27 protein-coding genes are annotated in these 21,921 nt (G+C 43.0%); 7 read left to right on the forward strand and 20 right to left on the reverse strand.

Translation table 11 applies throughout. The annotated features are described in order from the left end of the window. Positions 1-98 precede the first annotated feature (98 nt). The 9 genes from AABM38_RS15900 to AABM38_RS15940 all read right to left on the reverse strand — a co-directional run bounded on the left by AABM38_RS15900 (position 99) and on the right by AABM38_RS15940 (position 8,016). Positions 99-1,403, reverse strand: coding sequence for a pyrimidine-nucleoside phosphorylase (locus AABM38_RS15900; protein ID WP_423407288.1), 1,305 nt, complete (start codon positions 1,401-1,403; stop codon positions 99-101). Between the two features lie 50 nt (positions 1,404-1,453). Further along, complete coding sequence (locus AABM38_RS15905) at positions 1,454-2,272, reverse strand: purine-nucleoside phosphorylase (RefSeq protein ID WP_423407289.1); 819 nt, start codon at positions 2,270-2,272, stop codon at positions 1,454-1,456. Between the two features lie 12 nt (positions 2,273-2,284). Then, entirely contained in the window at positions 2,285-3,466 is a 1,182-nt protein-coding gene (deoB, locus tag AABM38_RS15910) for a phosphopentomutase (RefSeq protein ID WP_423407290.1), read from the reverse strand. Between the two features lie 191 nt (positions 3,467-3,657). Further along, the gene (xerD, locus tag AABM38_RS15915; RefSeq protein WP_423407291.1) at positions 3,658-4,551 is read right to left on the reverse strand and encodes a site-specific tyrosine recombinase XerD; all 894 of its coding nucleotides are present in this window, start codon (positions 4,549-4,551) and stop codon (positions 3,658-3,660) included. A 5-nt stretch (positions 4,552-4,556) separates the two neighbouring features. Beyond that, positions 4,557-4,784 (reverse strand): YqzK family protein, encoded by a 228-nt coding sequence (locus AABM38_RS15920; protein ID WP_423407292.1) that lies wholly within the window; start codon positions 4,782-4,784, stop codon positions 4,557-4,559. A gap of 163 nt (positions 4,785-4,947) precedes the next feature. After that, positions 4,948-5,406 carry a Fur family transcriptional regulator gene (locus AABM38_RS15925; protein ID WP_207499878.1) on the reverse strand — a complete coding sequence of 153 codons (459 nt, stop codon included), beginning with the start codon at positions 5,404-5,406 and terminating at the stop codon, positions 4,948-4,950. Positions 5,407-5,519: 113 nt separating this feature from the next. Continuing rightward, complete coding sequence (gene spoIIM / locus AABM38_RS15930) at positions 5,520-6,161, reverse strand: stage II sporulation protein M (protein ID WP_423407293.1); 642 nt, start codon at positions 6,159-6,161, stop codon at positions 5,520-5,522. Between the two features lie 136 nt (positions 6,162-6,297). Beyond that, positions 6,298-7,464, reverse strand: coding sequence for an endonuclease Q family protein (locus AABM38_RS15935; protein ID WP_423407294.1), 1,167 nt, complete (start codon positions 7,462-7,464; stop codon positions 6,298-6,300). Next, positions 7,465-8,016: an NUDIX domain-containing protein gene (locus tag AABM38_RS15940; protein ID WP_423407295.1), complete on the reverse strand. Its 552-nt coding sequence runs from the start codon at positions 8,014-8,016 to the stop codon at positions 7,465-7,467. A 76-nt stretch (positions 8,017-8,092) separates the two neighbouring features. Between AABM38_RS15940 and mciZ the strand changes: the two genes are divergently transcribed. Next, positions 8,093-8,239 carry a Z-ring formation inhibitor MciZ gene (gene mciZ, locus AABM38_RS15945; RefSeq protein ID WP_423407296.1) on the forward strand — a complete coding sequence of 49 codons (147 nt, stop codon included), beginning with the start codon at positions 8,093-8,095 and terminating at the stop codon, positions 8,237-8,239. Between the two features lie 59 nt (positions 8,240-8,298). After that, positions 8,299-9,222 carry an aldo/keto reductase gene (locus tag AABM38_RS15950; RefSeq protein ID WP_423407297.1) on the forward strand — a complete coding sequence of 308 codons (924 nt, stop codon included), beginning with the start codon at positions 8,299-8,301 and terminating at the stop codon, positions 9,220-9,222. 458 nt (positions 9,223-9,680) lie between these two features. On the opposite strand, the gene AABM38_RS15955 is transcribed toward AABM38_RS15950, so the two are convergent. From AABM38_RS15955 to AABM38_RS15975, 5 genes are all read right to left on the reverse strand, one after another. Continuing rightward, complete coding sequence (locus tag AABM38_RS15955) at positions 9,681-10,205, reverse strand: GrpB family protein (RefSeq protein ID WP_423407298.1); 525 nt, start codon at positions 10,203-10,205, stop codon at positions 9,681-9,683. After that, positions 10,202-10,453 (reverse strand): YqkE family protein, encoded by a 252-nt coding sequence (locus AABM38_RS15960; RefSeq protein WP_423407299.1) that lies wholly within the window; start codon positions 10,451-10,453, stop codon positions 10,202-10,204. The genes AABM38_RS15955 and AABM38_RS15960 overlap by 4 nt, the downstream gene beginning before the upstream one ends. A gap of 407 nt (positions 10,454-10,860) precedes the next feature. Continuing rightward, positions 10,861-11,529, reverse strand: coding sequence for a CoA transferase subunit B (locus tag AABM38_RS15965; RefSeq protein ID WP_423407300.1), 669 nt, complete (start codon positions 11,527-11,529; stop codon positions 10,861-10,863). Positions 11,530-11,558: 29 nt separating this feature from the next. Beyond that, positions 11,559-12,248 (reverse strand): CoA transferase subunit A, encoded by a 690-nt coding sequence (locus tag AABM38_RS15970; protein WP_423407301.1) that lies wholly within the window; start codon positions 12,246-12,248, stop codon positions 11,559-11,561. Between the two features lie 107 nt (positions 12,249-12,355). Further along, entirely contained in the window at positions 12,356-13,543 is a 1,188-nt protein-coding gene (locus AABM38_RS15975) for an acetyl-CoA C-acetyltransferase (RefSeq protein ID WP_423407302.1), read from the reverse strand. A 148-nt stretch (positions 13,544-13,691) separates the two neighbouring features. On the opposite strand from AABM38_RS15975, the gene AABM38_RS15980 reads away from it, so the two are divergent. The 3 genes from AABM38_RS15980 (at position 13,692) to AABM38_RS15990 (ending at position 15,915) form a co-directional block, all read left to right on the forward strand. Next, positions 13,692-14,594, forward strand: a complete 903-nt coding sequence (locus AABM38_RS15980) for a hydroxymethylglutaryl-CoA lyase (RefSeq protein WP_423407303.1) — start codon at positions 13,692-13,694, stop codon at positions 14,592-14,594. A 71-nt stretch (positions 14,595-14,665) separates the two neighbouring features. Then, on the forward strand, positions 14,666-14,797 hold the full coding sequence (locus AABM38_RS15985; RefSeq protein WP_423407304.1) for a hypothetical protein: 132 nt from the start codon (positions 14,666-14,668) through the stop codon (positions 14,795-14,797). 161 nt (positions 14,798-14,958) lie between these two features. Next, complete coding sequence (locus AABM38_RS15990; RefSeq protein ID WP_423407305.1) at positions 14,959-15,915, forward strand: alpha/beta hydrolase; 957 nt, start codon at positions 14,959-14,961, stop codon at positions 15,913-15,915. Between the two features lie 402 nt (positions 15,916-16,317). On the opposite strand, the gene AABM38_RS15995 is transcribed toward AABM38_RS15990, so the two are convergent. Continuing rightward, on the reverse strand, positions 16,318-16,863 hold the full coding sequence (locus AABM38_RS15995) for a hypothetical protein (protein ID WP_423407306.1): 546 nt from the start codon (positions 16,861-16,863) through the stop codon (positions 16,318-16,320). A gap of 109 nt (positions 16,864-16,972) precedes the next feature. Beyond that, complete coding sequence (locus tag AABM38_RS16000) at positions 16,973-17,302, reverse strand: iron-sulfur cluster biosynthesis family protein (RefSeq protein WP_423407307.1); 330 nt, start codon at positions 17,300-17,302, stop codon at positions 16,973-16,975. Between the two features lie 337 nt (positions 17,303-17,639). On the opposite strand from AABM38_RS16000, the gene AABM38_RS16005 reads away from it, so the two are divergent. After that, complete coding sequence (locus AABM38_RS16005; protein ID WP_207499893.1) at positions 17,640-17,855, forward strand: CDGSH iron-sulfur domain-containing protein; 216 nt, start codon at positions 17,640-17,642, stop codon at positions 17,853-17,855. A 59-nt stretch (positions 17,856-17,914) separates the two neighbouring features. On the opposite strand, the gene AABM38_RS16010 is transcribed toward AABM38_RS16005, so the two are convergent. After that, positions 17,915-18,253 carry a YolD-like family protein gene (locus AABM38_RS16010; protein WP_423407308.1) on the reverse strand — a complete coding sequence of 113 codons (339 nt, stop codon included), beginning with the start codon at positions 18,251-18,253 and terminating at the stop codon, positions 17,915-17,917. Between the two features lie 22 nt (positions 18,254-18,275). Beyond that, a complete protein-coding gene (locus tag AABM38_RS16015; protein ID WP_423407309.1) occupies positions 18,276-19,535 on the reverse strand; it encodes a DNA polymerase thumb domain-containing protein in 1,260 nt (419 codons plus the stop codon). A 236-nt stretch (positions 19,536-19,771) separates the two neighbouring features. Here AABM38_RS16015 and AABM38_RS16020 point away from each other — a divergent pair, with 236 nt between their 5' ends. Next, positions 19,772-19,963, forward strand: coding sequence for a YqzH family protein (locus AABM38_RS16020; RefSeq protein ID WP_423407310.1), 192 nt, complete (start codon positions 19,772-19,774; stop codon positions 19,961-19,963). 33 nt (positions 19,964-19,996) lie between these two features. Here AABM38_RS16020 and AABM38_RS16025 read toward each other — a convergent pair whose 3' ends face one another. Together AABM38_RS16025 and AABM38_RS16030 are read right to left on the reverse strand one after the other, a co-directional pair. Next, positions 19,997-21,331, reverse strand: a complete 1,335-nt coding sequence (locus AABM38_RS16025; protein ID WP_423407311.1) for a DUF4179 domain-containing protein — start codon at positions 21,329-21,331, stop codon at positions 19,997-19,999. Next, positions 21,324-21,845, reverse strand: a complete 522-nt coding sequence (locus AABM38_RS16030; RefSeq protein WP_423407312.1) for a sigma-70 family RNA polymerase sigma factor — start codon at positions 21,843-21,845, stop codon at positions 21,324-21,326. The genes AABM38_RS16025 and AABM38_RS16030 overlap by 8 nt, the downstream gene beginning before the upstream one ends. Positions 21,846-21,921: the final 76 nt, after the last annotated feature.

A 21,921-nucleotide genomic window follows, 5' to 3' on the forward strand; every position in this document is an offset into this window, starting at 1 on the left:
TCTTTATAGGGTCTATTTTTTCCAATGAATCCATTTTTATACAACTGAAAATCATAAAAAAAGAAGTGAAGGGAATCCCCTTCACTTCTTTCAATAAATTATTCGGTAATCTCTTCGTGTACCAATATTGGTGCATCAACATGTTCACTTGTTACTTTGATATTTTCATACAGCATTTCCCTTACTTCGTTTACATCTTCAAAATTGCTGTAGATCGTAAGCAAGGACTCGCCTTGTTCTACTTTGTCACCGATTTTTTTGCGAAGCATAAGGCCAACAGCCAAATCAATCTCAGATTCTTTAGTCGCTCTTCCTGCTCCAAGAAGCATTGCCGCTGTTCCAACTTCATCAGCTACGATTTCAGCAACATAGCCTGCTTCTTTCGCTTCAAGTTCAAAAGTGTATTTTGCCTGCGGAAGCCTGCTTGGATCATCGACTACAGATGCATCGCCACCCTGTGAGCTCAAGAAAACCTTGAAGGTTTCAAGGGCAGAGCCATTTTTAATGACTTCTTCAAGCATGCTGCGAGCATCACCAAGAGAGTTTGCTTTTCCAGCAAGGAATACCATATGGCTTCCGAGTGTCAGACAAAGTTCAGTTAAATCTTCAGGACCTTCACCCTTTAGAGTATCGATCGCTTCTTTTACTTCAAGCGCATTTCCGATTGCGTATCCAAGCGGCTGGCTCATGTCAGAAATGACTGCCATCGTCCTGCGTCCGACATTGTTACCGATTCTGACCATCGCTTTGGCTAATTCGCGGGAATCATCAAGTGTCTTCATGAATGCGCCTGCGCCAGTTTTAACATCCAATACGATAGCATCTGCACCTGCAGCAATTTTCTTGCTCATAATCGAACTTGCAATCAAAGGAATGCTGTCAACCGTAGCCGTTACGTCACGTAATGAATACAGCTTTTTATCAGCTGGGGTTAAATTTCCGCTTTGGCCTATAACAGCAATCTTATTTTTGTTAACAAGATTGATGAATTCTTCATTGTCGATTTCAACATGGAAGCCTTCGACGGCTTCAAGCTTGTCAATTGTTCCGCCTGTATGCCCAAGGCCACGCCCAGACATTTTTGCGACTGGAACACCAAGTGCAGCAACCAATGGACCTAATACTAGAGTTGTTGTATCACCAACACCGCCTGTTGAATGCTTATCAACCTTGACCCCTTCTATCTGGGAAAGATCAATTTGATCGCCTGATGCCACCATTGCCATTGTCAAATCAGCGCGTTCTTTTTCAGTCATTCCCTTGAAAAAAATTGCCATTGTAAGAGCACTTACTTGATAATCAGGAATTGTGCCTGCAGTGTAGCCATCAATGAAAAACTGGATTTCTTCCGTTGATAATTCATGTCCGTCACGTTTTTTTTCTATAACGTCAACCATTCTCATTATTATCACCACTTATTAAAATTTAGCCGGGCAGCAGCTATTCTTTATTTTTACCCTATTGCTTTAACAATCTCGTTTACTAATGTGAGGAAGCTGGATTTTACTTTTTCAGTTGTTTCAATTACTTCATCATGGCTTAATGGCTGGTCCAGAATGCCTGCAGCCATATTAGAAATACAAGAAATGCCAAGTACGTCTAAACCAGAGTGTCTTGCAACGATTACTTCAGGTACTGTAGACATACCGACTGCATCTCCGCCCAATGTACGTGCCAATCTCACTTCAGCAGGAGTTTCATAAACAGGTCCTGGATTTCCAACATATACGCCTTCTTTAATATTGATATTGCATCGTCCCGCTACTTCTTTCGCAATACCTCTTAAATTTTTTGAATAGGCTTCGCTCATGTCAGGGAAACGCACGCCAAAACGTGAATCATTAGGCCCAATCAAAGGGTTTGTTCCCATATTATTGATATGGTCAGTGATGATCATTAGATCGCCAGGGGTAAAGCTTTCATTCACTCCGCCTGCAGCGTTGGTAACAATTAGCTTTTCAATCCCTAACTCTTTCATGACACGCACTGGAAAAGTAACTTTGTCCATGCTATATCCTTCGTAATAATGGAAACGGCCCTGCATAGCAATAACTTCCACACCGCTAAGCTGTCCGCATACTAGCTGGCCTGCATGGCCCTCAACAGTGGATACCGGGAATCCCGGGATTTCATTATACGGAATCTTCACTGGGTTATTGATATCGTCTGCAAGGACGCCCAGTCCAGAACCAAGGATCAGCCCAATTTTCGGCTGTTGTTGCAGTTTGTTATTTATGAATGATGCTGCTGTTTGAATTTGATTGTATTCCATGAAATCCACTCCTTATTTCAATTCCTTAAGGAAGCTAATGCCGTGTTCAGGCATCTGCACCTCGAAGTTTTCCGCAACTGTTGCTCCGATATCAGCAAATGTTTTGCGGACTGGCAATTCTTTACCTTCAGCCATTCCCTTAGAATACACTAGTAGCGGCACGTATTCCCTTGTGTGGTCCGTTCCATAATGAACTGGGTCATTTCCATGGTCCGCAGTAATGATGAGCAAATCATCCTCTTTTAACTTAGAAAACACTTCAGGAAGGCGTGCATCATATTCTTCGAGTGCTTTTCCGTATCCTTCAGGATCGCGGCGGTGTCCGAATAAGGCATCAAAATCAACAAGATTCAAGAAGCTTAAACCTGTGAAGTCCTGATCCAAAGTTTCGAGAAGTTTATCCATTCCATCCATATTTGACACTGTACGAAGTGATTCAGTCACACCTTCACCGTCATATATATCAGAGATTTTGCCGATGGCCAGTACATCTAGACCAGCATCCTTCATTTCATTCATCACTGTTCTGCCAAATGGCTTTAGCGCATAGTCATGGCGGTTGGATGTTCGCTTGAAGTTCCCTGGCTCGCCAAGGAATGGCCGTGCGATGACTCTTCCAACCATATATTTTTCATCCAGCGTCAGTTCCCTGGCAATTTTGCAAATTTCATATTGTTCTTCAATTGGTACGATTTCTTCATGAGCGGCTATCTGCAATACAGAATCCGCAGAAGTGTATACAATCAGATTGCCAGTTTTCATATGTTCTTCGCCAAGTTCATCAAGGATTTCGGTACCGCTTGCAGGCTTATTTCCAATGATTTTTCTTCCTGTACGGGATTCTAGCTCTGAGATCAACTCTTCAGGGAAACCATCAGGGAACACTTGGAAAGGAGTTTGAATATTTAGTCCCATGATTTCCCAATGGCCTGTCATTGTATCCTTGCCGTTTGATGCCTCTTCCATCTTTGTGTAATATGCCAATGGTTTCTGAGCAGGCTGAATCCCTTTGATTTCTTCAATATTGCTAAGGCCCAGTTGGCCCATATTCGGCATTTTTAATCCGTTCATGTGTTCAGCGATATGACCTAATGTGTGTGATCCTTTATCTCCAAACTTTTCCGCATCTGGTGCTTCGCCAATCCCCACGGAATCCATGACGATCAAAAACACCCGCTTATATGTATGCGACATTTTTTCTCCTCCTTAGAGTTTGAATGCGTTTTCATCATATTCACAATTTTATGTTACCCTTTTTAGTTTAGGATTATCTAATGCGTTTTCATTTGTCAGAAGTCTGACATCTTCATTTTACTAAAATAAACTAAAAATACAAGTAAAAAAACTGGCTTTTTGGCCAGCTTTTTGACAATTCTATGAAACTATTAAGCTCTTGGATGAAACTTTGTGTAAACATCCTTTAATCTTGTCTTTGTTACATGTGTATAAATTTGTGTAGTCGAAATATCAGCATGTCCAAGCATTTCCTGGACAGCCCTCAGATCTGCACCATTTTCAAGTAAATGCGTGGCGAAAGAATGGCGCATTGTATGTGGGGTGAGTTCCTTTTCGATTCCTGCTTCCATGGCCAGGCGCTTTAATATCTTCCAAAAACCCTGTCTCGACAATCCTTTGCCGTGATGGTTCAAGAACAATGAGTCATCACGATGTTTTTTTGAAACAAGCTTAGGTCTGCCCTTTTCCAGATATTGCGCTATTGCGTCTGACGCTGTTTTGCCGATCGGGATAATCCGTTCCTTGCTTCCTTTTCCCATACAGCGGACAAAACCCATTGTTAAATGGACATCCGCAATTTTAAGGCCGATTAATTCACTGACTCGTATACCTGTTGCATATAGCATTTCAAGCATGGCTTTATCGCGGTAGCCAAAGTGATCAGTCAGCTTAGGGCTTTCAAGCAGAGTTTCAACCTCTTCCATACTGAGAACCTTTGGGAGAGAACGCTCATGCTGCGGACTCTCAATATGAACGGTTGGATCATGGTCCACTGCTTTCTCGCGCAGCAGAAAGTGATGAAAAGCACGAATAGATGCAATATGTCTGGCAAGTGTTTTTGAAGATTTGCCGGTATCTTTTAAATGGCTAAGGAAATGGACGATTTGCGGGCGCTGGACTGAGTTTAAATCTTCCAGCTGCTCAACATTCTTTAAATAAGTGATATAGCTATTCAAATCTCGCTTGTAGGATACGATCGTGTTCTTTGAAAGTCCTTTTTCTACTAATAAAAAGTGGATAAAGTCATCAAGCCTGTCTTCCATTTATATTACTCCCCATTCAGATAAAACAGTAACAGCCGTTCCAGCATGCCTCCATCCTTTTGGACGGTTGTGCCCGAAACTTTTATGGCTGCTCCTTCAGGTGCATCATACCGGTGGTAACTCTCATATTCTTCGTTAATCCACATGATACCATAATAGAATAGGATTGTGCATCCAGTGAACAATATAAACACTTTTAAAGTGTGCATGATCAGCCCAAACCAGGATTTCATATTTTCTGCCCCCGTAATTGGTTTAATATGATAAGCTACCGTTTTTTCAGCCGGCCATACTTATTCTTATTAATCTGTATGCCAATTTGGACAAGAAATATACCTGGCAGCCGTTTTTTAAGCAAATAAAAACCTTCTCTCTAAATGAGAAAAGGTTATTTTATCATTCCGTTTCAGCCGTTTCTTTTTCCTGGCATCGGTAACAAATGCCATGGAATGTCAGGCGGTGGTCTTTTATCTTAAAATTCCAATCTCTTTCAACGATCTCTTCTACATCCTCAAGAAGATCGTCCTGAATTTCATCAACAGCGCCACATTCAATGCAGACAAGGTGGTGATGAAAATGGGCAGCGCCTTCCTGGCGGAGATCATAACGGGACACACCGTCCCCAAAGTTTATTTTATCAACAATTTTCAGTTCAGTCAGTAATTCAAGCGTGCGGTATACTGTAGCCAATCCGATTTCAGGAGACTTTTCTTTTACAAGCAAATATACATCTTCTGCACTTAAGTGGTCTTCTTCATGTTCAAGTAAAACGCGTACGGTTGCCTCGCGCTGCGGCGTTAATTTATAGCTGGACGAATGCAGCTGTTTCTTGATTCTATCAATTCTAGTTTCCATTTCTTACTCTCACTCCCCCGCCACTGTCCTTTCATTATATCAGAAGGGTATTGAGAATCAAAATAAAATTATTACAAATAAGAAACCAGATTGTTTATCATTTAATAATAAATTTAATTAACTGAATTTATAACTGCTTTTAAAAGCGTTGGCGACAAATAAGCTTCCACCGCTGCCGCTGCTGCTAGAAAGATAATTGCTGCAACTAAAGAGAATATATAGCGAAAAAATTGCGGCATGATTGGCTGGGTGACTTTCTTCATGAATTGGTTTCGAATCATTTTCAACGAAAAGGTTACTGCCATTGCCGCAGTAATTATGAATACAGGAATTATGATGAAATTCTGTGGCAGGATGGATACAAAGGATAATAAGAAGCCGTCCCAGCCCATCTGGTTAACAAGGAAACCGACCGTAAATCCTACAACCATGCCCTTCATGAACAATAGAATTAATATAACAGGAAGACCAATGATGGAAACACCTAAAATCCAGATGAGCCCAATGAATTTCCCGTTATGTAAAAAACTTTGCAGAAATAAATCCCTGCCATCTGCAACCTTCCCCGTTGCTGCCTGTCCAAAAAATTGTGATAAATAATAGAACAAATCCTCTTTTTGAGTGAAGCTGAGGCTGTTCACAATTACTGCCCCGAAAATGACTCCCATTAAAAACAGGACAATTACAAAAAGATAGATTGAGGAATATTCTCGAAAATGGTTCGCTGCGACGTCCTGGTACTTTCTCTTCTTCATCACTCTTCCTCCTGCATATTGGTTAATACAATCATATGCCCGGACTTGTTATCTATGACTATGAGTGATGAATTTTTGAACTAGTTTAGTAATTGATAGTTTTAATAAAAAAAATCCAGCCTTCTTAGACTGGATTTTAAATATCAGCTATCTTTCCGTACTTGCCACCGCCGCCTGCTTTGAAGGCTAGCTGGCCAGAACGCGCTTTATCGATGATCGCAGCCGTCTTTTCTGGAATGACCTCTTTTAGAGAGTCAAAAGGCACTGAATGAAGGATCGACATCTCTGTGCCGAAATGGTCGAGAAGGCTTTCAAGCATTTTCGGCCCAAGCCCAGGGATGAAATCCAAAGGTACCTGATGTATGTACAGCGGCCTATACCCTTTGAATACTTCCTCCGTCTTTAATTCGGCAATCCTGTCTGCAACACCCTTCACCTTTTTAAACGATCCGCATTGACTGCAAGCTTCCTCATCTGAATGGATGTGTGTGAAACACTCGGCACATACTGTGCGATGGTACTTCCCCAGCTGTGGGTCGAGACCGTAATTGGCCTTAATACGTCTGCCTCCTTCCTGCTTCAGTGCCAGTTGCAGCTCACGAAATGAAGGCTGGTCCATTTCGATTTTCTGATATTCCCTTGCGATTTTTGCGAGAGAATGGGCGTCTGAATTAGTCAAAAAGGAATACCGGTGTAGTTCTGAAAGCTGATCCGCCATCATTGTATCAGCGCTTAAGCCCAGTTCGATTCCATCTATCAACTCCGGTTCGAAAACTTCAGAAAGAGATTGCTTTACTCCTTTGCCGTAGAGGCTTTTAAATGGAGTAAATACATGAGCTGGGATGAATATTCCACCAAGGGATTTTACCTTTTTTTGCAGTTCTCTGCCTGAAATATAAACTCTTTGTGAGCTTAAATGAATATTTTTCAAGTGCAGCGAAAGCCATTCTGAAAACTCCCTCATTGTTTTCAAATACGGAAAGTAACATAAAACATGAATCGGACCATGTGTATCCTCATCATTAATTTCCAATTCCGAACCTGGAATGATACTCATCCCTCCGTACATTAACCCGCCATCAGGATGCTCCAGCAATTCACCAGCAGCCAGCAATTCTTCCATTTCCCCGAGAACTTCAGGCGAGTGGCTGTCAATGATGCCAATCATATTAAGACCCTTATGGTCCCGCGCATGGCTAATTATATTACTGAATGTGAGGGTTTTTGCTCCTGTAATCTTTACCGCTCTGCCTGATTTCGTTCTCCCGATATGGATATGGAGATCAACAAAATAATCGCTCATCTATTTACCCAACACTTCTTGCAGCTGTAAATATTGGACTGCATAAGCCGTTTTCGCGTCATATATTTTTTGTTCTTTTATTAACTGGATCGCCTCTTCAAGTGTAACCTCGATAAGATTGACAAATTCGTCTTCATCGGCAACTGCTGGGTTTTCCTTTTTTGTCAATCCAGTTGCCTTATAGACATGTATGATTTCATCTGCAAAACCTGGAGAGGTATAGAATGAGATGAGCCATTCCATCTGTTTGCATTCGTATCCTGTTTCTTCCTCTAGCTCACGCCCAGCGCAAACTACCGGCTTTTCTCCGCTTTCCAGCTTTCCTGCAGGAATTTCAATGATGGTCCTTTCCAATGCCTTCCGATATTGCTCGACCATAACGATTTTATTTTCAGCTGTTACAGGAATTACCGCCACGGCTCCAGGATGCTTGACGATTTCTCTTTTGGAAGTGTTACCATTCGGCAGCTCCACGTCGTCTACCTGCAGGCTGATCACCTTCCCGGTAAAAATTCGCTCCGTTTTCAACGTTTTCTCTTCAAGCGGTCTCATTATTCCTTCACTCCTGTTCTAATCCGAGTTCAAATGCTCATACATTTTACCATATTTAATTGAAAGGAGTATGCAGATGAAGATTTACATCCATAATCATGGCGTTACCCTTACAGGAAAGGCTTGGGAAATCAAGCGGAAACTGAAGGAATACAGCGTGCAGCACAAACTTGTCAAGGACTGGGTCAACACGGTCAATAAAACAGCCCGCCATCCTGATTAGTTGAACCCACTCCCTTCCTTTAGCTAAAATAGAATCAGCATTAGGAACGGAGTGATTTTTTGAAAAAACGTCAATTAGGTTCATCTGATTTGTTTGTAAGTGAAATCGGACTAGGATGCATGTCACTTGGGAGTGGCCAGATAAAAGCGGAGGCAGTGATCGATGCTGCACTCGAAGAAGGCATCAATTATTTTGACACAGCAGACTTATATGATTTTGGAAAAAATGAAGAAATCGTTGGATTAGCATTAAAAAATGTACGAGATCAAGTCATCATAGCAACCAAGGCTGGAAACCGATGGACTGACGCAAAAGACAGCTGGACATGGGACCCTTCCAAAGAGTACATCAAGGAAGCCGTTAAGCAGAGTTTAAAGCGGCTTAATACTGACTATATCGACCTCTATCAGCTGCATGGGGGAACCATTGAGGATAATATTGAGCAAACGATTGAGGCTTTTGAAGAGCTAAAAACTGAGGGCTTTATCAGGCATTATGGAATTTCATCCATCAGGCCAAATGTTATCCGTGAATATATTGATAAATCCAATATTGTATCTGTGATGATGCAGTATAGTATTCTCGATCGACGTCCTGAGGAAGAAGCTTTACCTCTGCTGCAGGAAAATCGGATTAGCGTTGTCACAAGAGGAACTGTCGCTAAAGGGCTGCTTAGTGACCGTATGCTTAATAAAGCAACTCAATCCATCAAGAAAAACGGCTATCTGGATTACAACGTCGATGAATTACAGGAGATGCTGCCGGCATTAAAAGAAAAAATGGCTCCCCATAGATCTTTAACTGAAGTGGCCATTCAATATAATCTTGCGCAGCCTTCAGTTGCATCTGTCGTAGCTGGCGCAAGCTCCCCTGAACAAATAAAGGAAAATGCAAGAGCGGCCAATAGCCAGCCTTTGTCTGAGGAAGAGCTTGAGCTGATCAGGTCACTGACAAAAGCTAATAAGTATGACCAGCACAGATAATTTTTTCTGAAACTTGAATGAAACTTGAGATTTTTAATAAAAAGGAACTCCTTTCGTGATGAAATGTTCACTTAAGGTGTTCCTTTTTATTTTTTTAGCATGGCTGAAGAGTAACGGCCTGGTAAACATAAGATTTCTCAGGTGTAATTTTTAATTAAGTTATTGACGTGAAGTTAATTCCGCAGGATTTTGTCGAAATCCCGCAAGATCGCCAATTATTTCCGCAATGAATCATCCTAATTCCGCGAGATTTTGTCGAAATCCCGCAACTTGGATATCCCGTGCCTTTTCTTCCAATTCTGTAATCTAATAAGCGCCTGGAACAGCATCCCAGGCGCTTTCACTTATCAACCTTATTAAATTTCTCTAAGCAAGCATCAGCATCAGTATGGTATAACACTTGCATGCAATGCATATACTCCTTTGCCCTTTAGCGCCAGGTGCAATTTATATCTTGATCAAAGCGGCCGCCATTGCAGTGCTTTTTGCTCTAATTCCTTCACGATTGGAGACTTCTCTGTTATATAGGAATCTATATCATATTCAAACTTTTTGGCTGCCTTTTCCTTTACCTCTGCATACCTATTTGCCTCTTTTGGATGTTCCCGCAAATAATCTCGGAAGACCAAATGCTGATGCAATTCAGGATTGCCTTTTTCGTAGGCATGCAAATGTACTTTCCGGACGCCATCTTCATTACTGTTCTGAAAATAGCGCCTGCCCGGGATGCCGTTCTCACCCTTAGCCTCGTACCCGGCAGCCACAATTTGTGGTGTTGCCTCTTCTACTTCCGCCAGCTTGTCAGCTGCCAGAAGAATGTCTATGATTGGCTTTGCACTGAGGCCTGGCACTGAGGTACTGCCTATATGGTAAATGTCTACAAAAAGCGGTTGAAAAATGTTCGAAAGAAGCTGCTTCTCTTTTTCGAAAAGATCTTTCCATTCACTTTGATATGGTATTACTTCCACTCTTCTTCTTGTCATTTGAATTTCTTCCAATCCATTTCACTTTCTGAAAGCAGCTCTTCAAATGATTTGTTTTTTTCTCTTAAGCGCTGCTCTTCTTTTTTACGCTGGATCTCGGCCTGTTTTTTCTGTTCTTCCTGCTCCTTTAAATCCTTTTGCTGAGCTTTGAGCTTTTCCATGATATCCTGATTCAGCAAATCACCCAGCGTTGCTGGCTTATCCTCTTTTTTGATCGGCTGCTGACGATTTTGCTTCTTTTTCTTCACTGTGAATCCCTCTGTTCATCATTTTTTTAAAATTGGCTGTGTTAAACAAGGCTGTTGATTTTCGTTCCAGGCGCTTCGCTTTCCGCGGGGCTGGCGCTGAGCCTCCTCGTCGCTTCGCTCCTGCGGGGTCTCACCTGTCCAGCTCAGCCCGCAGGAGTCTACGCGCCTTCCACTACAATCAACAGGGTTTAAAAATCGACATTCAACTTTAACAGAGCCTAAAAATTATACCACCGAATTCTATCAAATTTAAATAACAGTGGTTCGCTTTCACTTTTTAACCCCCAGAATATGAACTGCTGCTGATTATTGTTGAATTAATGCTGCTTATTAGTAAATTTTAGCTTCTTGCTGGTGAATGGTCTGCAAAAAGAAGGAACGCCTGTTGGAAGACGTTCCCGCTTTGTTTAATATGCATCTAAAATGACTGAATCGTCTACCTGTAATTCAGGCTCTGTCGATTTTATGACTTCATCAACAGTATAGCCTGAGGCTACTTCAATCAGCTTCAATCCGAATGGTGTTACATCAATAACAGCCATATCGGTAATGATGCGGTTGACCACACCTTTTCCTGTCAGCGGAAGGCTGCAATCTTTTAGAATCTTGGCTTCTCCATTTTTATTTACATGTTCCATGATAACGATAATTTTACGTGCTCCATGGACAAGATCCATTGCACCGCCCATTCCCTTGATCATTTTACCTGGAATCATCCAGTTTGCAAGATCACCAGATTCAGAGACTTCCATTCCGCCGAGGATGGCAATATTGATATGGCCGCCGCGGATCATCGCAAATGACTCTGCTGAGTCAAAGTATGCGGAACCTGGTATCGCTGTTACCGTTTCTTTTCCAGCATTGATCAGGTCAGGGTCAACACTCTCTTCAGCCGGATATGGCCCAATGCCAAGCAAACCGTTTTCAGACTGCAAGACAACCTGCTTGTCTTCAGAAATAAAGTTTGCCACAAGTGTAGGCATCCCGATTCCTAGGTTTACGTAAAAACCGTTCTCGATTTCTTTTTCAGCGCGGCGCGCAATTTTTTCACGGACATTCCCTTTGTTTGTTATCATATGCCTTCTCCTTTCATGATCAGCTAGAGTTAACTTTTCACTGTCAGCCTTTCAATCCTCTTCTCCTGATTCCCTTCAATCAGTGACTGGACATAAATGCTTGGTGTATGGATAGAGTTTGGATCTAATTCCCCAGCTTCAAAGAGGTTCTCTACCTCAGCAATCGTGACTCTTCCCGCAGCAGCAATCATCGGGTTGAAATTCCTCGCCGTTTTATGGTAAACGAGATTGCCCATTCTATCGCCCTTCCATGCCCTGACAATACTGAAATCTGCGGTCAGTGCTTCTTCGAGCAGATATTCCTTTCCATTGAACATTCTAGTTTCTTTTCCTTCAGCGATTGGAGTTCCCACCCCAGCAGGTGTATAAAATGCAGGAATTCCTGCACCACCTGCCCTGATTTTCTCAGCAAGTGTCCCCTGTGGAATAAGCTCAACTTCAATTTCACCTGACAATACCTGTCTTTCAAACTCTTTATTTTCCCCTACATAGGACCCTACCATTTTTTTAATCTGTTTATTTTTAAGCAGCAATCCGAGTCCCCAATCATCTACACCACAGTTATTCGAAATGATCGTCAGATCCTTTACCCCTTTTTCAACAAGGGCCAAAATAGCGTTTTCCGGTATTCCGCAAAGGCCGAAACCGCCAACCATCAATGTTGCGCCATCATGGATATCCGCTACTGCTTCTTGAAAGGATGTACAAATTCTTTTCATTCGTTGCTCCCCCTTTGTATACAGCCAGTACATGGGCTTTCAGTTACCCGACAACCCCTGGTACTGGATTATTAGTATGGTAAAAAGATAAGTAACACACCAAAAACTTATGCAAGCTCTACTACAGTAGCTACGCCTTGTCCGCCGCCAATGCACAGAGTAGCCAGACCTGTCTTGGCATTTCTGCGCTTCATCTCGTGAATCAGCGTCACCAGGATTCTGGCTCCGCTCGCTCCAATTGGATGGCCAAGCGCAATCGCACCGCCATTTACGTTTAAATTATCCTTATTAAAATTAAGTTCACGATCGACGGCCAATGATTGCGCCGCAAAGGCTTCATTTGCTTCAATTAGCTCCATTTGATCGAGGGACATTCCTGCTTTGTCCAATGCTTTCTTAACCGCTGTAACTGGACCGATTCCCATAATGCTAGGATCGACGCCTGCACTAGCATTGGCCTTTATGACAACAAGCGGCTTAAGACCAAGCTCCTCTGCCTTTGCCCGGCTCATGACCACTAATGCAGCGGCTCCATCATTGATTCCTGAAGCATTTCCGGCCGTCACGCTGCCATCCTTTTTGAAGGCTGGGCGCAAACTGCCGAGCTTTTCAGCTGTTGTTCCCTTTTTCGGATACTCATCTGTATCAAATACAAGTGGGTCGCCCTTACGTTGCGGGATTTCAATCGGCACAATTTCATCCTTGAATTTCCCTTCACCTATTGCTTTTACAGCCTTATCCTGGCTGGCTGCCGCGAATTCGTCCTGCTCGCTGCGGCCGATTTCATATTTAGAGCATAGATTTTCTGCCGTCACACCCATATGGTAATCGTTGAACGCACACCACAGACCATCTGATATCATGCTGTCAACCAGCTTCTGATCACCCATCTTAAATCCGTCGCGTGCGTTTTTTAATAGATAAGGTGCCTGGCTCATGTTTTCCATACCGCCGGCAACAATGATTTCTGCATCTCCAGCAATAATGGCTTGTGCCGCCAAATGGACCGCCTTCAATCCAGAACCGCATACTTTATTAATCGTCATAGAGGAAGCGCTTTCAGGAAGTCCCGCTTTTATCGCAGCCTGCCTCGCCGGATTCTGGCCAAGTCCTGCCTGCAGAACATTGCCCATGATCACTTCATCAACCTGATCCGGCTGAACGCCTGCCTGCTTTAGTGCATCTTTAATTACCACGGCTCCAAGTTCCGGCGCAGAAATGTCCTTCAAACTTCCATTAAAGCTGCCGATCGCGGTTCTTACCGCCGATACGATCACTGCTTCGGTTTTACCCAAACTGCTCACCCTTTCTCTGTTTTCACATGGTATTAACTTCTATTGATTTTATTAAATCCCTTTTATTTTATCAAAATTTTTGTTATTCTTGCATTTTTAAAAATTTTCTATTTAAAATGGAGATATGTCATGAGGAGGGGAAAATCATATGCTAATGCTTCCTGAAAAGGTTGAAATAATCGAGGTTGGACCAAGGGATGGACTTCAAAACGAAAAAAGCTTTGTTCCCACTGTAACAAAAAAAGAATTTATTTACGCTTTAAAGAATGCTGGTCTTAAAGAGATGGAGCTGACTTCATTTGTATCGCCAAAATGGGTGCCGCAAATGGGAGATGCCGCTGAGATTGTTTCTGATTGCCTTGACGGTTCTACAAGGAACATCGTCCTTGCCCCTAATAAAAAAGGCATCGAGCGTGTCTATATGACCGATTGCCAAGCGGTTGCCGTTTTTGTCGGGGTCAGTAATACTTTCAATTTAAAGAATATCAATAAAACAACTGAAGAAAGTCTTGCTGAACTACTGCCTTTGATTGCTGAGCTTAAGGCACAAAACTATTTTGTCCGCGCATGCATTTCAACCTCGTTTTATTGCCCGTATGAAGGCAAGGTCAGCGAGGATGCCGTACTCGCACTTTGTGAAGAATTTGTTCAGGCTGGAGTCGATGAGCTGAGTGTTGCCGATACAATCGGCATGGCTGCTCCTCATGAATCATATTCTTTATTTTCCAGATTAAAAAAGGCATACCCAGATTTATTATTGACAGCCCATTTCCATGACACAAGAAAACTCGCCCTCGCCAATATTTTCGCCGCCCTTCAGGCAGGAATAACCCGGTTCGATACGTCTGCCGGCGGTCTCGGCGGCTGTCCTTTCGCTCCTGGTGCCGCTGGAAATGCTGCTACTGAAGATGTGGTATATATGCTTCACAGGATGGGGATCGAAACCGGGGTCGAACTCGACAAACTGCTCCAAGCAATTGAAATCATTAAACCCCATATTTCCAGGCCGATTGAAAGCACTTATTTTCGCATGAATTCTGTAAGCGTTTAATTTTTTTGTATAAGCTCCCTCCCTGATACTCATCTTAAAGGTGAAGGATCTTGAAGAAGGGAGAATTTATCATGAGCCAAAAACGCGATAAAGGATACAGCCAGCAAGGAAAACCTAAAGCAAATAATGTTAAGCAGCAAATAGCGGCAGAAGATCTGGAAAAAGCGACCCATCCTACAAAACGCCAGAATTCTCAGCAATAAAGAAATGCGGAAGCGCAACGGCAGTTTTCGCAGTTCAAGATTTGCCCGCAAAACCACTTACCAACCGGCAATTTACTGACCGCATTCTTTGCGGTCTTTTTTATGTTTGTCTTTTTGTATCTAATGGTAGAATAAAGAAAAAAGCATTCGGAGGGTTGAGTGTGAGAAAGGCGTTCCGTGTTTTGTTTTCATTTTTGCTCGTACTTGCCTCTCTTGGGGTTTATCTCTCAAATAAAGTGATGTTTCTGAAAAGGAAGGCTGATGAAGAAATATTCACCCGGGAAAAAGAAGCTGGCCATCTTCGCCCTGAGGAATATGAAGCCTTGCCTAAACGGGAGGTTTCAATCCCCTCATCATTTGGCTATCCGCTTAAAGCTGTTCTTGTCGAACCGCACGATACCAACAGATATATCATCATAGCGCATGGAGTGACGCAGAGCAAAACGAATTCAGTCAAGTATATGAACCTTTTCCTTGAAAGGGGCTTTAATGCTGTCATATACGATCATCGCCGCCATGGTGAATCCGGCGGAAAGACGACAAGCTATGGCCACTATGAAAAATTCGATTTGAAATCGGTTGTTGACTGGCTTAAAGAAGAAAAGGGATCTGATTTGTTCCTTGGCATCCATGGTGAATCCATGGGGGCTGCTACACTCCTCCTTTATGCTGGAATAATTGAAGATGGCGCTGATTTCTATGTTGCTGATTGCCCATTTTCTGATTTCAGCGAGCAACTCGCCTATCGAGTGAAAGCAGAGGTAAAGCTTCTGCCGACCCGGATTCTGCTGCCAATTGCCGGTTTGTTCGTGCGCATTCGTGACAAATACTCACTCAGTGATGTTTCACCTATTTCGGTCATTGAAAACATCCAAAACCCTATTCTTTTCATCCACAGCCGCAAGGACGATTTCATCCTTCCGTCCATGACCGAGGCATTGTTTGAGCAGAAAAAAGGCCCGAAGAAGCTTTATATGGCAGAAAACGGACTTCACGCCCAGTCTTACAGCCAGAATCGCGTGGAGTATGAGAAGGTGCTTGACGAGTTCCTTGAAGAATATGTATTTGTAAATGATCGAGATTTACATGGTGACTTTTCAATGAGTCCTGATGTCTGACGGTGACCAGCACATTATGGCTGTTAAGTTGCTATCTGATTTTTTCTCATAACAACTCGTTGTGCTTTTTCTCTTCGAGTTGTTCTCGGGCTCCTTCTCATAACAACTCGATGTGCTTTTTTCCTCTTCGAGTTGTTCTCGGGCTCCTTGTCATGATAACTCGTCGCGCTTTTTCCCCTTCGAGTTGTTCTCGGGCTCCTTCTCATACAACTCGATGTGCTTTTTTCCTCTTCGAGTTGTTCTCGGGCTCCTTGTCATGACAACTCGTCGCGCTTTTTTCTATTCGAGTTGTTTTAGCGCTCATACTCCAATCAACTTTTACTCATTGTTTTGCTGGCAAAACAATACTCTTTGTAAAAGAGCCTAACGTAAAAAGGCTGGCTCCTTTCGGAACCAGCCTTTTTACTGTTTTTCTCCCTGACGGTCCATCTCTTTACCGTCCGCCCCCAGCGCTCTTACTTCTTTATAATCGCCTATAGCATAATAATAACGTTCATTTCCCTTTTCGATGATGTTGATCTTGGTGAATTTTCCGTCGGCACCCGCAGCTTCTACCGATCGTATATCCGGGTTGACAATCTTTCCAAAAACAACGGGAAGCTTGTTATCCAATTTGCCATTTTCCTGATAGGTATGAAAAACGTCTGCATATAAAATCATGAAATCATTCTTATAATAAGTCCAGTGGTTATGCCCAGCATTTTCCCAGCCATCCTTTTTGCTGCCTTTAATATAGGCAACTGCCAGCGCATCAAATTTGTTGGTCCCATCCTTCTGTTGGGTTGTGTAAAAGACCAGCCAGCCATCCTTTACCTTTTGCTTGTGCACGATTTGTTTGATGTTGAACGGAATATCATTTTGGATCGCTTCTCCCGCAGTCTTATATGTGCACGCAGAGAGCAGAAGCACGCACATGGCCATTATGGCAGCTCGCCGCAATTTCTCCATAGTTCTCCCCCTATCCTTTTGCACCAAACGATTTATGTATCAAAAAAGCCTCTCTCTTATTTAACCTTTTTTCCAAATTATTGTAAAACAATAACCCTTGCTTCTTTGTTCAAGCCTTGGTTCTATCAAAAAAACTCATGCGCGGATTAAGATATTCACTTGAGCTCTTTAACTGGAAACAACCTGCTGCTGCACTATAATCAAGCGTCATTTGTTCATCAAAAAAGACTTCTTTCGCTCCTTCAATTAATACAGGTATACCATTCGTTTCTATTTCAATTTCGTTTTGTTCCTGTTCACTTTCGAGCCAGAGGGCAGCTACCCCATTCACTGCACATCCACAGCCGTCTATATCGTATTTCAGTTTTAAATATCCTTCTTTTCCTGAAATTTTTTCTTTCAGCTTATCAGCCGCAGCCTGTGTGATCTTCATCTTCATATCCGCCTGCACTCCTTCCTGATTTTTTATATTTTGGCCCTGTTAAACAAGGCTGTTGATTTTCGTTCCAGGCGCTTCGCTTTCCGCGGGGCTGGCGCTGAGCTTCCTCGCACGATGGAAATGCGTTAGCATTTTCGGAGGAGTCTACGCGCCTACCACTACAATCAACAGGGTATTAAAATCAACATTCAGCTTTAACAGAGCCTATATTTTAACATAAATAATCACCTTATCTGATGATGAAGGGTGCTTTCCCTTACAAAATAGTCTTGCAATTTTCTTGGTTAGCTTATACTATCAAAGTTAATTGTGACAATTTTGTGAAGGAGTGTTTTTTTTGACTAAAGTACAGATTAAAGTAAATGATAATGGATCATTAAGGATTACTGGCGATGTAGAATTATTGGACGGTGCCGGGAATAAATTCGAAACAAAGCCGGCTTTTTCGCTTTGCCGCTGCGGCATGAGCAAAAATATGCCGTTTTGCGACGCTTCCCACAAAGGGAATTTTGAATCAGTCGTGCGTGCTCCTCAGCCTGATGAGACTGAGTAATAGTGAGAGGGCAATGGGTTTCCCATTGCTCTTTTTTTATGGAGCAAATCCTCTCTTGGTCACCATTCATCCGCATGCCGGACATCGGCAATGGCTGAAAGCTGAATGCGATGGATTTCTTCAAATTTGTCCACGATATGAAGCTTCAGGCCGAGTTCATTCCAGTAATGGATTTTCCCGATTACCAGTTCATACTTCCGCTGACGATAATAGGTGATGCTGACCGGACGGTTATATTCCATCGCTTCGAGGATGGTTTCATTCAATTGTTCGAGCTGCTGCTCATCCAGCTGTTTTTCTTTTTCATATCTGTCTTCATGTGCCCAGTCCCGTAACAGCTTTACGTGTTCAGGAAGCATCATGGACGTCCATTTAATTCTTCCGCGGTCACGAATCATACGATTTCCTCCCTATTATCATTTAGCCTTTATGGCCTCCGACCAGCGCGGCGCGATGCCTTGCTGTACCAGCCGCAGTATAAGAAACGGCCCTTAGCAAAGCTGCCGAGCCATACCGGCTGCGAATTCGGTCCATCACATAGCCAAGTTCCTTCTTCTTCCATCCATTCTTCTCAAATAAACTCAATTGAAATTCGCTGTCAACGACAAGGTTTCCAAGTGAAATCGCAATGCTGCGCACCGTTTTTCCTGTATAATTCTCAGCAAATAGCTCCAGGCAGACACGATACAATTCCATTGTGACGTTCGTAGGTTCTTCTATCGTCCGTGAACGGTGGAAGCCTCCGCCGAATTCATCCTGGCTGTAGCCAATCCCAAAGCTAATTGTCCGTCCTGCTTTCCCATGGTTCCTTGCCCGGCGTGCCACTTCCTCGCACATTTCAAGAATGACATGCTTGATTTCCTCTACCTCTTTATAATCTCGAAGCAAAATCTGGCTTTTTCCAAAGCTGATCTGCCCTTCCATGATCGGGGCACCGATATCCGAGAAATCAATTCCCCATGCATGCCAGTAAAGCTGGTTGCCCATGACTCCGAATTTTTTCTCCAATTTTTCAAGGTCATAGCGTGCAAGCTGACCGACTGTGAAAATCCCCATGCCGTTCAGCGTTTTTTCGACACGGCGGCCTATTCCCCACATTTCGCGAAGCGGCGAGACATTCCACAGCTTTGTCTGTACGTCTTCATATGTCCACTCGGCAATTCCCTTTTTCTTCGCGTCAAGGTCAAGGCATAATTTTGACATCAGCATGTTTGGGCCAATCCCGATTGCGCAAGGAAGCTGGAACTCGCGCTCGATATCATCTTTGATTTTTTTTGCTATTGAGGCAGCGTCTCCCCAAAGCTTTGAAGCTCCATCTACTTTTATAAAGCTTTCGTCGACACTGTAGGTATGGATCGCTTCCTTTGGGACGTAGCGATTGAATACACGGGAGATTTCAGTGGAAATTCTCAGGTACGTTGACATTTGGGGATCAACGACAATAATTCTCGGATCATCGGGAATTTCAAACTTTCGCGACCCGGTTTTAATGCCAAAGTCCTTTTTTAAACGGGGCGAGGCTGCCAGCACGACGCTTCCCGGACGGTCGAGGTTCCCGACCACAGCCAGGTAGCATTCAAGAGGATCAAGATCGAGCATTACCGCGGAACAACTGGCATAGAAGCTTTTCATATCAACACAGAGAATTTTGTTTTGCGGCATTTCGCTGTAATCGACCATTTTCTGTATCTCTCCTTTCTGCTTAGTTTATGTTTCGTTTCCAACAAAAGGAACATTTGTTCTGTTTTATTATACCCATAATATTAAGCGAATATGCGTTCGGTTTCAATGGGGAATTTCCGGTGTAATGACTTAATTAAGGTTTATTTGGAGGGCCATGCCAGAGCTGGACAATTTTACAGGAGGCTGTTTTCAGCTGGCAGTTGAGAGTATAATCAAGATGAGAGGTGCGAATTATGGATAAAAAACTCATACGCAAAATGGTCCAGAAGTGCTTCGTACAGTATCGGCATGATGAATCACTGCCGTTCGGTGAAATGGAATTCGAAGAAATATATGAGAAGCTTGTTAAGCTAAAAAATGAAGATCCTGAGGCCGATTTACACGAAATCATCAATGATGCTGTTTATGAATTTTTGGCTACATAAAAAGGCTGCCCCAATGAGGGACAGCCAGAAAAATTATTTTACTTTAATATTGGCATCACCTTTAACTTTCGTTGCATAATCGGTTATTTGCAAAGTGATCAGCCCGGGGGCAGGGTTTTCTCCGAAATAAGGAATCAGTATTTGCTGCTCTCGGACCCCCTCAGAAGTCAAAACTGATAATCTACCGCTGCCAATTTGCTTTCCTTCTGAGTCAATCGCGTGTTGAAAAGGTGCTCCCCGGTCTCCAAGATAGGTGAATTTCAGATCCTCGCCTTCCCTTTCCACTCGCAGAAGACGACCGTCGCGTGGTCTTTCGATAATCTTCAGCTGATCAGGGTCGACAACAACTGTCAGTTCGTCCTTATCGAGCGCCCTTATTGAACTGAATTTCAAATAAAGTTCTTTTGGATTTTTAAAGAAGTTGCTCTGAAGATAGACCTCCTGCTTATCAGCACTAATATGGGAAGCACTTATTCCATTTGCGATTGTAGCCCATTCCTCGCCGCTCTCATCAACGATACGAAGGTCTTCGATCGCGAAAATCTGCTTAGTGTTTTTCTCATCAAAATCAACAGTAACACCAATCCTGGTTGGATAAATTGATACCTTTTCAACTGTTACCTTCTGGCCTTCAAAGCTGACCGTTTTATTTACCTCAATGATTTCTCTCTTATCCTTGTAGGCTTCCTTATCAATCGAGAAAGGAAGAACCCATGTATCAGCAAGTTTATTACGCAGCTCTCCGGTTTCCGTTCTCCCTTCAGCAAGCCGGAAGCTCAACTTCATATTTTCAGGAGCGACCTTTCCATAAAAGTAATAGGTCATTTCGTGAACAGACTCCCCTTTTTTTTGTAAATCAATAGGTCCCATAGAGAAAGAGGAGCTTAATTCCAATTCCTTTCCTTTGGCATCGGTAAGCTGGATCTTATCAATCGCAATCTCTTTGTGACCCGCAGAGGAATCAATCTTATAAAACAGCACCATCATCTGCTCATCGACAATCGCTGAATCCAAGGTGATTTTCAGGCCCTCATGTTCATCTGACACGCCGATTTTCTGGGCAAAGTCATTTTCGATTGCTGCCGTCAAGCCTTTATCAAAGCGAACTAACTCCACAATTTTTTCCATGCCCGGAATCGATGTGACATAGGAGGCGAAGGTTTCAGATGTCCTGAGCAAGGCTGTAAAAGCAAAAATCAGGATGGCGGCAGATGCTAACGTCCTCATTAGCAGCAAATTTTTCTTTTGCTTTCTTTTCCCTTTGGTTATTCCCGCTGAAATCGCTTGGTCCAGCTGGATTTCAGGAATGTCGATATTTTCGAGAGCAGCCTGCGCCCTGGTCAACCTATTTTCTTCAGCATTAAGCATAGCCCAATTCCCCTTTCTCACCCAGCTGCCCGCGAAGGTCCTTCAGCCCTTTATTAAGCCATGTCTTCACAGTGCCTTCCGGACATTCAAGAATATCGGCAATCTCCTTGATTTTAAAATCATGCACATACTTCAATTCGATGACCTGCCTGATTTTTGGTTCAAGCTTGCCAATTACTTCCTCTACCTCTAGCCAATTTGACTGGTGTTCCGCCCCCATCAGGCTGATAAAGTCATCGCTAACGAGAACGCGTTTCCGTTTCTTCAACTCATCATTGTAGTAGTTTAACAGGATCCTCGTAAGCCAGGTTGTAAAATACTGCGGCTCCTTCACCTTTCGGATGGACCGGAACGCCCTGTATGTGACTTCCTGCAATGCCTCAACCGCGTCATCGCTATTCCTTAGGTAACTCAGGGCAATCCGGTAAAGGCGAATTTTATGGAGCTGCATCAGCTCGTAAAATGCTGCTTCATCACCTTTTTTCGCCCTGACGACCAATTCTTGAAGCTCCAAAGTGTCTCCCCCTAACTTTGTATCTAACTATTAGACCTGGAAGCATGAAAAAAGTTTTAACATTTTCAAAAAGATC

It is taken from the genome of Heyndrickxia sp. MSNUG, from assembly GCF_049532715.1.
Classification (GTDB): domain Bacteria; phylum Bacillota; class Bacilli; order Bacillales; family Cytobacillaceae; genus Mesobacillus.

Bases quoted from the DNA above. Each gene is read 5' to 3' on its own strand.
- AABM38_RS15900 (WP_423407288.1), bottom strand. From the start codon at position 1,403: ATGAGAATGGTTGACGTTATAGAAAAAAAACGTGACGGACATGAATTA.
- AABM38_RS15905 (WP_423407289.1), bottom strand. From the start codon at position 2,272: ATGGAATACAATCAAATTCAAACAGCAGCATCATTCATAAATAACAAA.
- deoB (WP_423407290.1), bottom strand. From the start codon at position 3,466: ATGTCGCATACATATAAGCGGGTGTTTTTGATCGTCATGGATTCCGTG.
- xerD (WP_423407291.1), bottom strand. From the start codon at position 4,551: ATGGAAGACAGGCTTGATGACTTTATCCACTTTTTATTAGTAGAAAAA.
- AABM38_RS15920 (WP_423407292.1), bottom strand. From the start codon at position 4,784: ATGAAATCCTGGTTTGGGCTGATCATGCACACTTTAAAAGTGTTTATA.
- AABM38_RS15925 (WP_207499878.1), bottom strand. From the start codon at position 5,406: ATGGAAACTAGAATTGATAGAATCAAGAAACAGCTGCATTCGTCCAGC.
- spoIIM (WP_423407293.1), bottom strand. From the start codon at position 6,161: ATGAAGAAGAGAAAGTACCAGGACGTCGCAGCGAACCATTTTCGAGAA.
- AABM38_RS15935 (WP_423407294.1), bottom strand. From the start codon at position 7,464: ATGAGCGATTATTTTGTTGATCTCCATATCCATATCGGGAGAACGAAA.
- AABM38_RS15940 (WP_423407295.1), bottom strand. From the start codon at position 8,016: ATGAGACCGCTTGAAGAGAAAACGTTGAAAACGGAGCGAATTTTTACC.
- mciZ (WP_423407296.1), top strand. From the start codon at position 8,093: ATGAAGATTTACATCCATAATCATGGCGTTACCCTTACAGGAAAGGCT.
- AABM38_RS15955 (WP_423407298.1), bottom strand. From the start codon at position 10,205: ATGACAAGAAGAAGAGTGGAAGTAATACCATATCAAAGTGAATGGAAA.
- AABM38_RS15965 (WP_423407300.1), bottom strand. From the start codon at position 11,529: ATGATAACAAACAAAGGGAATGTCCGTGAAAAAATTGCGCGCCGCGCT.
- AABM38_RS15970 (WP_423407301.1), bottom strand. From the start codon at position 12,248: ATGAAAAGAATTTGTACATCCTTTCAAGAAGCAGTAGCGGATATCCAT.
- AABM38_RS15980 (WP_423407303.1), top strand. From the start codon at position 13,692: ATGCTAATGCTTCCTGAAAAGGTTGAAATAATCGAGGTTGGACCAAGG.
- AABM38_RS15985 (WP_423407304.1), top strand. From the start codon at position 14,666: ATGAGCCAAAAACGCGATAAAGGATACAGCCAGCAAGGAAAACCTAAA.
- AABM38_RS15995 (WP_423407306.1), bottom strand. From the start codon at position 16,863: ATGGAGAAATTGCGGCGAGCTGCCATAATGGCCATGTGCGTGCTTCTG.
- AABM38_RS16000 (WP_423407307.1), bottom strand. From the start codon at position 17,302: ATGAAGATGAAGATCACACAGGCTGCGGCTGATAAGCTGAAAGAAAAA.
- AABM38_RS16010 (WP_423407308.1), bottom strand. From the start codon at position 18,253: ATGATTCGTGACCGCGGAAGAATTAAATGGACGTCCATGATGCTTCCT.
- AABM38_RS16015 (WP_423407309.1), bottom strand. From the start codon at position 19,535: ATGGTCGATTACAGCGAAATGCCGCAAAACAAAATTCTCTGTGTTGAT.
- AABM38_RS16020 (WP_423407310.1), top strand. From the start codon at position 19,772: ATGGATAAAAAACTCATACGCAAAATGGTCCAGAAGTGCTTCGTACAG.
- AABM38_RS16025 (WP_423407311.1), bottom strand. From the start codon at position 21,331: ATGCTTAATGCTGAAGAAAATAGGTTGACCAGGGCGCAGGCTGCTCTC.